This window comes from Chitinophaga oryziterrae (assembly GCF_009758125.1).
GTDB lineage: Bacteria > Bacteroidota > Bacteroidia > Chitinophagales > Chitinophagaceae > Chitinophaga > Chitinophaga oryziterrae.
This window is the reverse complement of the sequence record NZ_WRXO01000003.1, coordinates 508,462-523,101: the sequence shown is the minus strand read 5'-3', so window position 1 is coordinate 523,101 and position 14,640 is coordinate 508,462. Positions and strand designations below refer to the sequence as shown.

Annotated in this window: 14 protein-coding genes; 7 read left to right on the top strand and 7 right to left on the bottom strand. The window is 41.6% G+C overall.

The window, feature by feature from the left end; translation table 11 throughout:
* Window positions 1–46 precede the first annotated feature (46 nt).
* Together GO495_RS13960 and GO495_RS13955 are read right to left on the bottom strand one after the other, a co-directional pair.
* On the bottom strand, window positions 47–688 hold the full coding sequence (locus GO495_RS13960; RefSeq protein WP_157300316.1) for a DUF6266 family protein: 642 nt from the start codon (window positions 686–688) through the stop codon (window positions 47–49).
* Window positions 689–1,128: 440 nt separating this feature from the next.
* The gene (locus GO495_RS13955) at window positions 1,129–1,290 is read right to left on the bottom strand and encodes a hypothetical protein (RefSeq protein ID WP_157300315.1); all 162 of its coding nucleotides are present in this window, start codon (window positions 1,288–1,290) and stop codon (window positions 1,129–1,131) included.
* A 374-nt stretch (window positions 1,291–1,664) separates the two neighbouring features.
* On the opposite strand from GO495_RS13955, the gene GO495_RS13950 reads away from it, so the two are divergent.
* The 5 genes from GO495_RS13950 to GO495_RS13930 all read left to right on the top strand — a co-directional run bounded on the left by GO495_RS13950 (window position 1,665) and on the right by GO495_RS13930 (window position 4,532).
* Window positions 1,665–2,219: a hypothetical protein gene (locus GO495_RS13950; RefSeq protein WP_157300314.1), complete on the top strand. Its 555-nt coding sequence runs from the start codon at window positions 1,665–1,667 to the stop codon at window positions 2,217–2,219.
* Complete coding sequence (locus GO495_RS13945; RefSeq protein WP_157300313.1) at window positions 2,212–2,661, top strand: helix-turn-helix transcriptional regulator; 450 nt, start codon at window positions 2,212–2,214, stop codon at window positions 2,659–2,661. Before GO495_RS13950 ends, GO495_RS13945 begins: the two co-directional genes overlap by 8 nt.
* Window positions 2,662–2,688: 27 nt before the next feature.
* A complete protein-coding gene (locus GO495_RS13940; protein WP_157300312.1) occupies window positions 2,689–3,120 on the top strand; it encodes a hypothetical protein in 432 nt (143 codons plus the stop codon).
* A gap of 391 nt (window positions 3,121–3,511) precedes the next feature.
* The gene (locus GO495_RS13935; RefSeq protein ID WP_205691261.1) at window positions 3,512–3,820 is read left to right on the top strand and encodes an alpha/beta fold hydrolase; all 309 of its coding nucleotides are present in this window, start codon (window positions 3,512–3,514) and stop codon (window positions 3,818–3,820) included.
* Window positions 3,821–3,935: 115 nt separating this feature from the next.
* On the top strand, window positions 3,936–4,532 hold the full coding sequence (locus GO495_RS13930) for a dihydrofolate reductase family protein (RefSeq protein ID WP_157300311.1): 597 nt from the start codon (window positions 3,936–3,938) through the stop codon (window positions 4,530–4,532).
* 37 nt (window positions 4,533–4,569) lie between these two features.
* On the opposite strand, the gene GO495_RS13925 is transcribed toward GO495_RS13930, so the two are convergent.
* Together GO495_RS13925 and GO495_RS13920 are read right to left on the bottom strand one after the other, a co-directional pair.
* On the bottom strand, window positions 4,570–6,378 hold the full coding sequence (locus GO495_RS13925) for a glycoside hydrolase family 9 protein (protein ID WP_157300310.1): 1,809 nt from the start codon (window positions 6,376–6,378) through the stop codon (window positions 4,570–4,572).
* 139 nt (window positions 6,379–6,517) lie between these two features.
* The gene (locus GO495_RS13920; protein WP_157300309.1) at window positions 6,518–6,703 is read right to left on the bottom strand and encodes a hypothetical protein; all 186 of its coding nucleotides are present in this window, start codon (window positions 6,701–6,703) and stop codon (window positions 6,518–6,520) included.
* A 209-nt stretch (window positions 6,704–6,912) separates the two neighbouring features.
* Here GO495_RS13920 and GO495_RS13915 point away from each other — a divergent pair, with 209 nt between their 5' ends.
* Complete coding sequence (locus GO495_RS13915) at window positions 6,913–9,591, top strand: SGNH/GDSL hydrolase family protein (protein WP_157300308.1); 2,679 nt, start codon at window positions 6,913–6,915, stop codon at window positions 9,589–9,591.
* Window positions 9,592–9,644: 53 nt separating this feature from the next.
* Here the strand turns inward: GO495_RS13915 and GO495_RS13910 are convergent, their stop codons facing one another.
* Together GO495_RS13910 and mrdA are read right to left on the bottom strand one after the other, a co-directional pair.
* The gene (locus GO495_RS13910; protein ID WP_157300307.1) at window positions 9,645–10,439 is read right to left on the bottom strand and encodes a bestrophin-like domain; all 795 of its coding nucleotides are present in this window, start codon (window positions 10,437–10,439) and stop codon (window positions 9,645–9,647) included.
* Window positions 10,440–10,475: 36 nt separating this feature from the next.
* Window positions 10,476–12,431 (bottom strand): penicillin-binding protein 2, encoded by a 1,956-nt coding sequence (mrdA, locus tag GO495_RS13905; protein ID WP_157300306.1) that lies wholly within the window; start codon window positions 12,429–12,431, stop codon window positions 10,476–10,478.
* A 458-nt stretch (window positions 12,432–12,889) separates the two neighbouring features.
* Here mrdA and GO495_RS13900 point away from each other — a divergent pair, with 458 nt between their 5' ends.
* Window positions 12,890–13,717: an isocitrate lyase/PEP mutase family protein gene (locus GO495_RS13900; protein WP_157300305.1), complete on the top strand. Its 828-nt coding sequence runs from the start codon at window positions 12,890–12,892 to the stop codon at window positions 13,715–13,717.
* Between the two features lie 2 nt (window positions 13,718–13,719).
* On the opposite strand, the gene GO495_RS13895 is transcribed toward GO495_RS13900, so the two are convergent.
* Window positions 13,720–14,622, bottom strand: a complete 903-nt coding sequence (locus GO495_RS13895) for an alpha/beta hydrolase (protein WP_157300304.1) — start codon at window positions 14,620–14,622, stop codon at window positions 13,720–13,722.
* Between the last annotated feature and the right edge of the window lie 18 nt (window positions 14,623–14,640).

The window sequence follows — 14,640 nt, the reverse complement described above, 5'->3', positions numbered from 1 at the left end:
GCCCGCTATATAGTTAACCCTGTTTAACATAGCGGGCATTATAAGTTTATATTATGCTAACAACTCCCGCATAAATACTATCGCTCACTTTTCCCTCTATGCCCGCAAAAGCCAGATACGTGTGCACTTCATCCCCGGTAAAATCTACCGGTAGTTGAATCGTATAGGTCAATGCAGATCGGGATGCTGCGTTAATACTTGTTATAAATTCAGTTTTTTCTGAATTATACACCATGATCATTAGCGAATCTGCAGGATTAGTTAACTTCCGGACATCTTCACTTGCCGTCCATGAAAATTTAACTTTAGCGCCTGCTAACGCTTCAGCAGTAACACTTTTAGGACCGATTAACTTACCCCGGCTAAAAGATAACTGAGGCAAATTGATACTAAAATCAGGTGATACACCTGTCACTGCATATTTGAGATTATAGGCTACCGCTGCATTCATAGCAGATTCTGATACTTTATGCTCCTGGAAGCCTATGTCTATCAGGTCACTAATGTATGCTAACAGAGTGGTAACCATACCAAACTTAAAGCGTTGGTCAATTTGCTTTTTTGTAGGTGCTTTGCTTGAGGGTGTATGCAAACTGGTAATTATACTTCTACCTTTTGAAATTGCCCCAATCAGGCCACCGGTTTTGCCTGAAAAGCCACCGAACGGTCCTTTTAATTGTATTCCCATAAATTTTATTTTTATGATGTCGTTAGATAATGCTACGCAGGTTAAATCAGGGTTAACTGTAGCTGATTACGACAAATTGGATGTGTTTTTCAACAAGTGGTAAGCGTCCTTTCCTTCCTTCAATTCGTATTGCGAAATTAAGACCAATACATGAAAACAATCTCTGCTGATCCCAGATTTAACAGAATTTTTCAGTTTGAGTAGTGACCGTTCGTAGTGAGTTGTATAAGTCTCTATAGATAGCTCGGGTTTAATGCGCGTTTAAGCCGGGGTTTGATCGTATGGAGCCGACTTAACCCCGACTTAAACGCGCATTAAACCCGAGCTAACCCTGATCTAAACCTTAACTCTTCCCGAACTCTTCCCGAACACTCTCTACAGAAATTAAATCAGTGAAAGTATTGTACCCACTAACCCTGCTACCTCCTCCCCAGGGGGAATTATGATTCAATATTTGACGCTAATAATCTCTCATGGTATTTCTCCCGTGCAGCTTTTAACTTCGCTCTAAATAACTCAGGATTATTCCAATGAATAATACCAACCATTTTCCTGTGTTTCCTGACTTCTGCAACAGCATCATACGGTTTTGATTCTTTCATATTGAATGGTTTTTAAAATTAAAGAAGGTATCGTAATTTCTACTTGTTTGTAACCATATAGCGCATTTACATGATTACACATTTTTATTCTAACCGCTCTGCGATATTTCATTGTTACTTTTTTAAAATCGTCAAAAACTGGTTTCTTTCGTTCCAAAGCTGCAAACACCGGTGTCCCAAGCGCCTTCCTTGAATCAGCTCCCTAACCTTCACCGCTAATCACTGACACCGGAGCTACGCAGCCTTGCAGCTCCTTAACTTAATGAAAATCAATTTATTAACAAAAATTCACCTTGATTTTAGCCTGACAGTTAAAAAAGCATTTGTTAATTCTGAAATAATTTCCCTAGATTTGTTAACCTATAAGTTGCGCCATGGAATTGATCACTATTTTTGAAAATGACTCTAGCAATAGACTCCTGGCTGTTCGGTACGATGGAAATGAATGTGATGAATTTGACAGGCTTTTTGAAGAATGGAATGATGTGGAATATTTATATAACTTCTTAGAATTAAATAAGGAAGACCTAAATGATGCCTTTCTGAGAGACATAAGTATTGAAGAAGCCGCAGCTGAATTACTTTCAGAAGCTGATTTGATGGAGGAGCAACTTTATCACAGATTTGAAAATGGAGAATTAAATAATTTGTTCGTGCCACTCCGTAATGGAGATTATATTTTTGAACTTCAAGAATCTAAAGGAAAAGTAAAAACAAGATTGATAAGCAGGCCTAAAATTCGAATTTATGCAATTAGAATAGCAACAAATGTTTTTATTATTACAGGTGGAGCGATCAAATTGACACAAACAATGCAGGATAGGGCACATACTCAATTGGAGTTAAAAAAACTTAAACAGGTAAAAACCTGGTTAAAGGAAAATGGTATAGAATTTCCTGAAGATCTAAACGATTTGCAATATGAATAATTCGAATTTAAATAAGCTAATTAGTAAAGAAACTTCTCAATGGAAAGAGAAAGCGCAAAAACGAATTAGTGAAAGAGATTGGAAAAGTAATTCCAGAGCTGTTGCTCTTACTGTGTTGACTCAACTCAGAATAAGAAGCCTTTCGCAGACGGAATTAGCCGGTATGATGGGCGTATCGAGGCAACAAGTGTCTAAAATTGTCAAGGGTCAGGAAAACCTGACCTTTGAGACTATAAGTAAATTGGAAAAAGCACTAGGCATAACGATTATAAAAATCTCAAATATACTAACAGAAGAGAATGGCACGAAAATACAATTACCTTCTGTAAAAATTAAGCCACAAGTAATGTTATATATGCCTGTTTTTTCTCCTAAAGTAAAGCAAAATGAATCACCTGTCGAACTACCTCAAAAAAATGGTTTTACGACATTCTCAGCTTAGGAATTATTTTCACTTCATTTGTTAAGTATGAATTTAGAATATAAGCTTGTAAACATTTTAACAGAACAATTCGCAATAATCGACAATGTTTACAAAGAGGGCATTGAATCCTCTACCAAATCAACTTTAGGATATAACTTTGCGGAAGCCGTTCCATTGATTAAGGCATCTATCAGAATCGAACTATTACAAGATGACAAATTATTTTTAATAATAAAAGCAGCGTGCGTTTTTGAAATTGAAGACGAAAGTTGGAACGTAATATATGATAACTCTTCTAATACTGTAACGCTACCCAAAATCTTTGCTTGTTTTCTGGCAACCTTCACGATGAATACAACCCGTGGTATTCTTCATGCTAAAACAGAAGGTTTGCCGGTACACTCCGCCGTTATCCTGCCTTTAACTTCGTTTGAGGAAATTGTTAAAGAGGATGTTGTTATCGTACTTGCGAAATGAGGATACTCGTATTTTCCAAGTTCATTATTTAAACATTATTGTTCATACGGACAAGATCCAGCCGGGTGAAAGGAAACTTTTCCACTATAAGCTTTAGACGAGGTACCTTACCTGAATTATGCTTTTGCAATCTCATCCTCACAGCTACCAATGTATCTGCGACCATGGTTTATACTATCTAAAATATAAGTATAAAATGGCGTAAAAACGTCAATTCTATCATGTAGGTTTTTAAAGAGTGGCTGTATCAAAAGTATGCAAAATATGAGGTACTTAAGATAGCAATGTCGGGATCCCCCCCCAAAGATGTCGCTTTTACACAGTGTCAAATCCTGAAATGGTTGTCATCTTTGCATTGTCGATAAGTTCAACATAATTTAAATAACGTTTTATGAAAAGAGTATTTGAAGGATCTAATGTCCTCAAACCGGTATTAATAATTACTATGCTTTTTTTTACAGTATTTCAGTCTAAAGGGCAACAGAGTAAACCTGCCGACAGTGGCTACGTGCCTGTTAATGGCATTAAAGTTTATTACGAAGTATATGGTGAGGGTAAGCCTATCGTTTTACTGCATGGTGCTTTTATGACCATTGAGATGAACTGGCGGCAATTAATACCTGAATTGTCAAAAACAAGAAAAGTAATTGCCATTGAATTGCGGGGACATGGACATTGGGCTATCTCGATAGTTTTTTAAAATAACCATAATCATATTCTTGTGTTAATTAGAAGAGATGTTGCCAGGCATCTTGAATGCGAGCCTCGAATCATAACAAAACCTCTTTGATTTTTTTACAATAAACTATAATAGTATGAGAAGAATAATTGTTTTATCAATGATTACATTAGATGGTGTAATGCAAGCTCCGGGCGGCCCCCAGGAAGACACATCAGGCGGCTTCAAATATGGCGGCTGGACTGCACCTTATGGTGACGAGCTTTTTGGAAAGATTATGGAAGAAGAATTGAAACCGGCAGATTATATTTTAGGCAGAAAAACATTTGAGATTTTCTCGGCCTACTGGCCCCAACATGCTGACTTTTGGCCAGGCATCAATGATGGCACCAAATACGTTCTGTCGCAGACCATGGAAAGATCAGATTGGAAAAATACCATTTTCCTCAAAAGTCTGGCAGATATTGAAAAACTCAAGAATTCCGAGGGTGCTGACATTCAGGTTTGGGGCAGTAGTAAGCTCATTCAACTGCTGCTTAAGCATGATCTGGTGGACGAGCTCCGGATCAAAATTTACCCGTTAATTCTGGGTGAAGGAAAAAAGCTGTTTGAAAACGGCGCGATCCCGACAGCATTTACACTAACAGAAAGCCATGTTACATCAAAAGGGGTTATTATAACCAATTACAAGCGAACTGGAAATGATATCAAGACAGGTACTGTTGGAGCTTAAGGAGGTATAGTATGAAAAGCGATAGTGATATTGCAACTCATTCATTCACCGCTACCGCCAGCAAATACCACGCAGCATGCGGCAACCACTGCTCCGCCCACCGCCAGTCATAGTCCTTCCCTGTGCTGGCATACGATAAGTTAAAGTCAATATCATCTTCGTTGTCCAATCCGGAAGTAATGCCGTTTACAATACCTCCCGGTGCATTGGTATACTCAAACGTTCCAAAGAAACCATAAGCAGGATTATTGTGCCCGGTCCCCTGTAACATACATGCATCATAGGGATTCAAACCTAATATCCAGTTAAGCTGGTTAAGCGCGAAATCCTCTAATTTATCATGCAAATCTTTGTCTTCTTTGAATAATTGCGCAGACATTCTTGCTGCTACTGCCACAGATCCCAGCCTGGCATTTTCGCCCTGCCACCAGGGAGACGCTTCACTACCGTGAGGAAAGAAGAAAGCAGTTTTCCGAATACCAGCCGTATCTTCTGTATACTGCCGGCTATAGCCAAAGGGATTATTCACTTCTGATGTTAAAGCTAACTCATACACCATATTTTTACGAACAACCTCTTTTATTCTGCTCTGCATATCCGCAGATGCTATCTTATAAAAATTCAACAGGCTTACAACAGGCAATCCCGCATCCGAAGGATGGAAGAATGGTCTGTCTTTATCATCCGCTCTGAAATAACCTTTCGGCATCAAACGGGAAATCAAATTATCGGCTCTCTTATTCGCTGCCTGTAAATAAATATCTTTTTTAGTAGCGCGGTATAATTCCGTTGCTGCATTCAACGCACAATAATCATCGACAATATTCTCCTTCTTATCATTCGTCATCAAACTATTCTCTTTCTCCAAAAAAACAAACGCATCTTCCGCTGCTTTCAGATAAGCCGCATTACTAAACTCTCCCGAAGTATCATACGTAGAAGCGATAGCCAGTGCTGCAATAGACAACCCCGCACCGGAACGGTAACCCGACTGATAACTCCTCCAGTCATTCTGTTCAACAGCCCCGCCATACGTCTGGTCCTTCGACTGCTTAATTCTATACCCTTTGTCTTCTGCACGGATCACACGGTCCTTTGCCATCTTACCTGGCCCCGGCGCTGAAACAGAACGGTAAAAAGAACCATTCGGCGCCTTCAGCCGCACCAGGTAATCTGCTCCATACATCGCTTCATCCAATATCCTTCTTAAATACTGACGATAATCTGTTCCTGTCTTTTTCTGCAACAAGGCATACGTCTCCAGTAAACTAAATACAGTTAAAGATATCTGCTGAGGATTGAAATAAGTAGAGAAAGAAAGATGAGAAAGATGTTTACCATAATCACCGGTAGCATCATACCATCCACCATGTGCATCTATGGTATCCGTAGTTTTACCCGATAATAACAGGTGATGATCTGCTTCATCCAGCAAACCAGAACTTCTCTGTCCTTTGAAATAATACACCACATCAGAGACAGTCGCCTGCTCAAGCACATTTTTATTAATGATAAAAGGATAAGATACAACCGGTTTGCCCGCTGCCGTAACCTTCAGATAGTAGTTACCAAACGTTTTATATCCGCTGAAATCTATTGTCCAGAAAAGCCAGTGCTTCCATTTATTCACCGGACCACTATACACCACTTTGCCGCTATATACTTTATTGCCGGTTACAGCATCTACCAGCTCAAAATTATCCACGGCCACTTTGGACTCAGCCATCAGAATAGCACGTTTGGATTTACTGTACTCATATCCCACATGATTGGTAATTAATTTCACAGATTGGGCCATCAGCATTCCCGGAAATAACAGTAGCAGAAGTATGGTTGAATATCTCATGGTAATATTTGATATATACCCTAAAATAAACCAATGAATGGAATGTTTGGGGATTATTGATGAACGGTTATTAATTATTTTGAATAAGACCGGAGATACACCAAACGTGTTATAATATCCCCGGTCTTATAGCAGTCAGCTATGCCAGACGTTTGTTATTCTCAGCTATAAACGCCTCTGCGAAGTCAAAAGCCAGCTTTGCCGCCTCCTTGGGAGTGACAATCGTGTTATTGGCATACGCTCCTGAAATGATCGCTTCCATAGCCCTTCCTGCAATTTCCTGACGGATATCGAGTCCCGTTGTTTCATTACCTGAAATATTCATAATATATGCATCTGGATACCGCCAGACCGGTTAAGTCTATTATCTCCAACAAATATTTCACCAGATTCTACATCATATATAGAAATTAATAAATAACTCACACTTTTATCATTTATTACTTTATTTCAGATATACTAACTTCGTCCCAACGGGCCCTATTATACGAAATTTTTCGAGGTCCATATCATGTGAACAATGTATTAGTCCCTATGCAAAAGTATATGTGTGTGCTGGTTCTCTGGCTGGCTTCTTTACCTGTTTTTTCACAAACAGTTCTAAACGCGGGAGTATATAATAACGGGGATAATACTTACACTTTACGCTGGGCAACTAATGACAAAACATTAAGTACAGGCCCTCGTGTGGCAGGATTAGGCTCCTCTACCCTGGCAGGTTATTTACTCACATACCCTGATAGATTAGGAGACAAGATCTCCATCTGGTTAAACAACAATACAACAAATCCTGTCTGGATCAACCTGGCTGTTGCCGGCTATGCCAGTGCGAACCTTATGCCTGCTACTGAGGGCGGCAATGCCGGTACCAATATCGACAGCGCTCTCAATAGCAATCCTGATTTTATCTTTATATCTCTTCCTACTAACGATATCGCCAACGGACTAACGATTAATCAAATCCTGGCTAATTTCAGGAAATTGGATACGATGGCCCTCAACAGAGGCATTCCTGTTTTCTGGGAAACAACACAGCCACGGAATACTTTTACAGATGCACAGCAACAACAGCTGAAAACACTCGCAGACAGTATCCGGGTAATATGGCCCAAACGATATGTAGAAGGTTTTAGCAATACCGTCGATTCAACGGCCACCACCGCTGCCCGGATAAAAACAGGCTATGGGGCAGGTGATGGTGTACACCTGAATACTACAGGCAACCAACAGATCGCTGACAGCCTCTTTGCCCGTTGGAAATCTTACTTCACGGTCATACAGGGCGTTGCCGGTTATGTTGTAGAAACATCTGCAGATGGCAGCACCTGGACACAATTGGATGTGATCTCCGACCCTACCCTTGTAAAAAAGACTTATACCGGTACCGGTCTGCAATACTTCCGCGTAAAAGCGCTCTATACCAATACAACGTATTCCGCTTATTCCAATACCGTCGTTTTACCTGCTTCGGCTTCCAGCACCGCTCCTGTTAACATCAGCAGCCCTAATCGTATACTGGTAGACCTGGGTGGTGATGGCGTGAATACTGTACTGCCGAATGGCACGCCTGCTGGTCTGGCTACTGCTTCTCCCGATGCTTATGGCGACTACTGGAATAACTGGTTTGGCAGTGGTGGTTCTTCGGGATTCAGGGACGGTGCCACTATCTCTAAACTTGTAACAACGAATAACAGCGCTACAGGTATTTCCATGAAGATCACAGGCCAGCCGGACGGAACTTACAATACAACAGCGACCACCAGGGGCATCAACTTCAACGGCTTTACCGTGGCTTCCAATGACTACCCGGCGACTGCCTTATCTGATAACATGTTCCTGTATAGCTCTATCAATCCTAATGGAGTGATACTGCATATCACCGGATTAACCGCTAAGAAAACATACCGTTTCAAATTATGGGGCGCACGTGTAGATAATACCACCACACCAAGGATCATGGAAACACGTCTTGGCAGTCAGGCATGGACCAGCGCCAAAACAATGGAAACAAGGTATTCCTCTACTGATACGCCCGATTACAACAGGGCTATTGTATACGACAGCATCACAGGATTAGATTCCCTGGATATTTATATGAGAGTAGGTACAGGCAGTACATTCACGTCTCTTAGTCTGGTTGATATCAATATTATAAATCCCGTTACCATAGATACTACACAGGTATGCGCAGGCAGTGATCTTACCCTTAGCTCTGCCCTCTCCAGTACCAGTTATCAATGGCAGCAGAATACCGGCAACGGGTATACCGATATATCCGGACAAACAGCGCAGTCACTTTCATTAACAAACATACAGGCGGCATCGTTATACCGGTGTAAAATAGGGAACGATACCAGCCAGGTCTTCTTTGTAACATTAACAATAAATACCCCACCTGCTGTATCTATCAGTACAACAGATCCTACTGGTTGTTATGGGACATCTTTCGTCTTTACAGCGAAAACAGAAAATGGAGGGAATACACTTGTGTATCAATGGCTGGTAGACGGGATAGCAGCAGGCATTAACAGCAGCACGTTCTCAGGTATACTGACAGACCGTTCCACTGTACAGGTAAAACTCACCAGTACCAATACCTGTAACACACAAACCGCAACAAGTAATATCATCACAGTATACGTGGATAGTATCGTTACGCCAACGATCGTCATAAAAGGCCCGGTAGTCCTTCCCATGTCAACAGCTTCGCAGCTCACTGCCACTGTTACACATGAAGGTACATCCCCGCTTTATCAGTGGATGGACAGCACCAGCAATCATACCTGGACTAACATCTCCGGCGCAACAACAACTGCCTTATCTTATTTACCGGCAAAAACAGGAGATAAAGTTCTCTGTAAGCTGACAAGCAATGCAGGATGTCTCAGCAGCGACATTGCATTCAGTACGCCGCTTACTTTCACCGTACAACTGATAACAGCAGTAGATCCTGTACCGGCTTCCGAATATGGTATCCGTTTATATCCAAATCCGGTGAGCAGCGTACTTACGTTAGCGCCCCTGAAACCAACTGATAGCTGGTCTTCTTTAGAGATACGCAGTGTGGACGGGAAACTATTATACATCTCTACACAAATAAAAAACCAGACAAGCATAAACATCCCCGTAAGCAACCTGGAAAACGGTGTATATATTGTGGTATTGAGAGGAACAAATGCAAAGCTTGCGACGATTAAGTTTGTAAAGATCTAATATAAAAGTTTAATTAAAGTTCTATTCAATTTAGTTTCTAACGGAGCTTTTAATTACAAAGCTTTTTCCCATTGTAAGATCTCCCGGTAACCTGTCGGCTGTATGCTAAGATATCCGGAAAAAGGATAATCAAGAATAACAATGAGGTATATCACTAAACCGATAAAAGCACCCAGCATGGCACTCAGGAAAATATGTAAACGCATATTTTCAATATCCAGCATGGTAACAAAAATAAGTGTGATCAAACCACCTATTAATATGGGTAACCATAATTCAAAAGGGATACCGGTGTTAGCAGATAACTGTCGTAAACTACGGTTAGTAGCTAACTCGTTCAGATGCCGGAACATTTCATCTGATCTGGCATTCAGATTAATATTTTGTGGCTGCATCTGTTCTATCGCAATGAATACATTATCAAATGCTTTTTTACTTGACAAAGGCATTGGCTCCAGACGCCCCATGGCGGGATATTCTTCTGTTATCACTTTGTTGATATATTCCAGGTATACTCTTTTTATTCTTCCTGATTCCGCTGTATCCGGATAAAACTGAATATCACGATATAAACCCTTCGCCACACTGAATTCCATATCAGCATGTGAACCGGCATCATTGAATCCATCCCATACCAGGAAAACCACAAAGGCCAGCAGCAGGCTATACAACCCTCCTGCACAGGCAAAGATATTACCCGTTACCTCATTATGCGATCTCAGTACTCTTACCCGTATGAATTTCCGGAAAAGCCAGGTAGATAATCCGCCGGTGAAAGCGAAAACAAGAAGCATCAGCAACATCAGTAATACCGGAGGTACACTCAGAAGGGCATAGGAAAAGGACATAATACTTATTTATGGGATATGCCTGTAAATATAAAATTAATTATGAAAGTAGAAATTAAGTATCTGATCAGTGGTTAGTCTGGCCGTAGCTCCGTTCAGGGAATCCAGCCTGGATTTCGCCTGTACAACGGGATCCATTGTATTGTTATCAAGAATATTCTTTACGATCATTTTCTTCTTTACCGAAATAGTGTCGTGCAGGTATTTCTCCATCATCAATGAGGCTATAGGTGCAGCAAAAGTGTTACCAAAACCAACATTCTCCACAATTACCGCAATAGCTATTTTAGGATTATCCCGCGGAGCAAAGGCTACGAAGAATGCATGGCTCTTCATCTTTTTAAGTACTCCATTCACGATAGCGTTATTCTCTGCCGTCCCTGTTTTACCACAAATGATCTCTCCTTCCACCTGTGCATTACGTCCGGACCCTCTCTCTACAACGTCTTCCATCCCGTATATCACTGATTTGTAAGCGGTGTCCGTAATATGTGCCACCACATGACGCTCCTTATATTTATCCAGCAAACCAGAACTATCATTCTCAATCTGCCGCACAAAATGTGGCGGGTAATAATATCCCTTATTGGCAATGATACACATGGCATTCGCCATTTGCAAAGGCGTAACCACCACAGCCCCCTGCCCCATTCCTACATATAGTTCTGTACAGGAATTCCACTGACCATGGTATCGTTTGTTCATCCCGGCCGTATCAATAGCATAACCCGGATTTTCTGCCGGAATATCAATGCCAAGGCGATGTCCCAATCCAAAATTTGTCATGTATTCATGCCACTTCTGATGCCCTTCGTTTACACTACCCCATTTTCGGGCATCTACTTCCATGCGGTAAAGGTTTACAAAATATGAGTTGCAGGAATGAGAGATAGCGAGCCGCAGATTGGCAGCATGACCGGCATCACTATGTTCACAGCCTATACGGCGTCCGCAGCTCCAATAAGCCCCGTTACAGGCATAGCCATAGTCGGGGGTGATAATCCCTTCATCCAGGGCAATTAAGGCCGTTAATGGCTTTATAGATGACCCGGGGGAATAAGTGCCTTGTATCGCACGGTTGAACAATGGTTTGGTCGTATCGGCAAACAGCCTGCTGAAATTCCTGGCCCGGTAAGAACCGGTGAGCAGATTAGGATTATAGGTAGGGCCGCTCACCAGCGCCAGTATACCTCCCGTTTGAGGATCGATGGCTACAATGCTGCCTATCTTGTTATGCATCAGTCTTTCCCCCAGCACCTGCAAATCAATGTCAAGCGACAGGTCCAGGTTTTTACCAGCAACAGCGGCCGTATCAAACACTCCCCTTTCATAAGCTCCCTGCGGGCGGTTCAGATTATCCTTTAACAGGTACTGTGTACCGCGCTGCCCCATCAGCACATTTTCATAAGTCCTTTCCAATCCGGTCATACCCAGGTAATCGCCCATCTGATACGCGCTGAAAACAGGGTTCGCCTGCATTTGCGGGGATATCTCTCCTATATAACCTAATATGTTGGCTGCCGCATGGTAAGGATAAGAACGGATCTGCCGCTGTATCAGTTCAAAGCCAGGCTGAAACATATACATGCTCTCCTGTAGTTTGCTGAAAGTTGCGGGTAATAATAAAGATGCAAATACGGATTGCCTTACCCTGCCGTTTTTAATAACAGCTGCAATAATGCGCTTTTTGAACTCCACCGTATCTATGCCCAATATATTACACAGATAACCGGTATCAATGTTTTTCAGGCCGGACGGTGTGACCATCAGATCGTACATCACATCATTCTGTAGTACGCTCCTGCCTTTACGGTCATAAATAATGCCACGGCCGGGATACACGACTTTCCTCAATACCGAATTGGCATCTGATAACCTGGAATATTTCTTCTCCATTACCTGCAGGAAGAATAACCTGCCGACAATAACGAATACTCCTGCTGCAATAATTAACTGGATCACCCTCTTTCTGGGTTGGTTGTAGATAGACATGGGACTGGTTGTAAACTGTGGCAATACTAACACGACGGGGATACACGTAATTCAAAGACAGTTGTAGGGCTGCCTCCGGGCTATTTGTGTCTGTGTCTATGGTTATATTTCACGCAAGCTACAATACAAAAACCGGATTTTAATACCCACAAAAAAGCGCGCTGTATCTAACAAGGAAGAAAAATTATCTTATTTATATATACTAAGAAATAATACATTTTTTTAGTACTTTTCAATCAACAGGTCGAATACCGTATTTAATATCTAAAAAATCACCTATGAAGCGTGCGTGTTTTCTAATTCTATTTTGCAGCGCGATAGTGGGCATGGCTTTTACTTCAGGGCATAAGAATAAACCCCGATGTTCCCGCTGGATAAGAATATGAAAGAACCGGATTTATCGGCGAAACTGGTACCATCCTTATAATATTTTTTACCTTGCAGTATAACCTCATACAATGATATCACAACAAGTCTTAGCCCAGGTATTTAAAACACTCCACGAACGTGAAGGTATTTTCGTTATTCCTAATCCCTGGGATGCAGGATCTGCAAAGATGCTGGCAGCTACAGGCTTCGAAGCCTTAGCTACTACCAGTGCAGGACTCGCCTTTTCTTTGGGAAAAAGAGACGGGGAAAGTGCAGTTAGCCGGGAAGAAGCCTTGAAGAACGCACAGGACATTGTCAATGCTACAACCCTTCCTGTTTCCGCAGATCTGGAAAACGGTTACGGTATCGATCCGGAAACCTGTGCTGAAACAATTTTGCTGGCCGCCGGTATTGGTGTTGTTGGTGGTTCTATAGAAGATACAACGGGCCGCCCTGAAGATCCTATCATTCCGTTCGGGCTTGCCGTAGAAAGAGTGAAAGCTGCTGTTAAAGCGGCCAGAGGCCTTCCCTTCCACTTTACCCTTACAGCAAGGGCAGAGAACCTCATCCATGGCAGACCAGACCTGAAAGATACGATCCGCAGACTGGAAGCCTTCGCTGATGCAGGAGCTGATGTTCTCTTTGCACCAGGGCTAAAAACACTGGAAGAGATCACGGCCGTTGTAAAGGCTGTAGCGCCCCGGCCTGTGAATATTGTAGCCGGCCTGTCACAGACTACCTTCACAATAGCTGATCTGGCCGCCATTGGCGTAAAAAGGGTTAGTCTGGGTTCTACCCTGGCACGTGTGGCATATAGTTCTTTCCTTCACGCCGCAGAAGAAATTCATCAGCAGGGTACTTTCAGCTTTGCATCTGGCGCAGTCACTTATAGTGCCTTTAATGATCTGTTTAAATAATTTTACTGCACCGGTCTCATATTAAACGTCCGCTTTCTCTGCAGATCATTGAAATCAACTTCAATCAGATACTGTTTCTTCTTATAAACATACGCATCAATAAACCACAAAATATCATCCAGGTTCTCCTTCATTGGGGAACCTGCTACTTCATGTCCCATCCCTTCTACCCGCTCAAAATAATAAGGGTATTTTTTCTGTCTGAATCTTTTAGCCAGCGCCTTAGATCCAAAAAATCCTTTATTGAAAAGTCTTATTTTATTATAAATAACCACTTTATCTTCGGTACCATGAAACAACATAGTAGGCGCCGGAGGGATCTTATAGGAAGGCTTGCCTTTATAACTTAAGATAGCGCCCGCAAAAGAGAGTACCGCTTTATACTGAAAATCTTCCGGCAACTGTGATGTAATATCTGTATGATTTCTCTTTTCCCAGTCTGCATGCAAAACAGTAATACCACCTGCACTGGATCCGGAGAGCATCATCATGGAAGTATCTATCCCCAGTTTATCCTCGTTTTTAATCAGATAAGCCGTGGCATCATAAAGATCTGTTACAGCCATTTCAATAGCCTCTTTCAAAGGTTTGGTGTTCAGCGGAGAAATCTTCTTCTTATTACCCTTTAATCCGAGTCTGTAATCAATAGTAATTACTTTATAATTATGCTGAACAAGTTCATTGAAGTAAACAGCATAATAATCAGCATCCCGTTGTCCCATAAAAAAACCTCCACCAAATACAAATAATACACAAGGTTTTTTCTCCTGTATATCCTGGTTGCTGTATATATCCATCTTCAATGTATCACTGCCCTTCACACTATAAGTCAGGGTTGTCTTTTGCTGGGGAAATGCGTTTGATGTACTTAATAGCAGAATGGGGATAATCGCTCTTAAACTCATTGTACATACAGTTTAGTC

Coding starts and splice junctions, on each gene's coding strand:
- GO495_RS13960 (WP_157300316.1), bottom strand. CDS start 688: ATGGGAATACAATTAAAAGGACCGTTCGGTGGCTTTTCAGGCAAAACC.
- GO495_RS13955 (WP_157300315.1), bottom strand. CDS start 1,290: ATGAAAGAATCAAAACCGTATGATGCTGTTGCAGAAGTCAGGAAACAC.
- GO495_RS13950 (WP_157300314.1), top strand. CDS start 1,665: ATGGAATTGATCACTATTTTTGAAAATGACTCTAGCAATAGACTCCTG.
- GO495_RS13945 (WP_157300313.1), top strand. CDS start 2,212: ATGAATAATTCGAATTTAAATAAGCTAATTAGTAAAGAAACTTCTCAA.
- GO495_RS13940 (WP_157300312.1), top strand. CDS start 2,689: ATGAATTTAGAATATAAGCTTGTAAACATTTTAACAGAACAATTCGCA.
- GO495_RS13935 (WP_205691261.1), top strand. CDS start 3,512: ATGAAAAGAGTATTTGAAGGATCTAATGTCCTCAAACCGGTATTAATA.
- GO495_RS13930 (WP_157300311.1), top strand. CDS start 3,936: ATGAGAAGAATAATTGTTTTATCAATGATTACATTAGATGGTGTAATG.
- GO495_RS13925 (WP_157300310.1), bottom strand. CDS start 6,378: ATGAGATATTCAACCATACTTCTGCTACTGTTATTTCCGGGAATGCTG.
- GO495_RS13920 (WP_157300309.1), bottom strand. CDS start 6,703: ATGAATATTTCAGGTAATGAAACAACGGGACTCGATATCCGTCAGGAA.
- GO495_RS13915 (WP_157300308.1), top strand. CDS start 6,913: ATGCAAAAGTATATGTGTGTGCTGGTTCTCTGGCTGGCTTCTTTACCT.
- GO495_RS13910 (WP_157300307.1), bottom strand. CDS start 10,439: ATGTCCTTTTCCTATGCCCTTCTGAGTGTACCTCCGGTATTACTGATG.
- mrdA (WP_157300306.1), bottom strand. CDS start 12,431: ATGTCTATCTACAACCAACCCAGAAAGAGGGTGATCCAGTTAATTATT.
- GO495_RS13900 (WP_157300305.1), top strand. CDS start 12,890: ATGATATCACAACAAGTCTTAGCCCAGGTATTTAAAACACTCCACGAA.
- GO495_RS13895 (WP_157300304.1), bottom strand. CDS start 14,622: ATGAGTTTAAGAGCGATTATCCCCATTCTGCTATTAAGTACATCAAAC.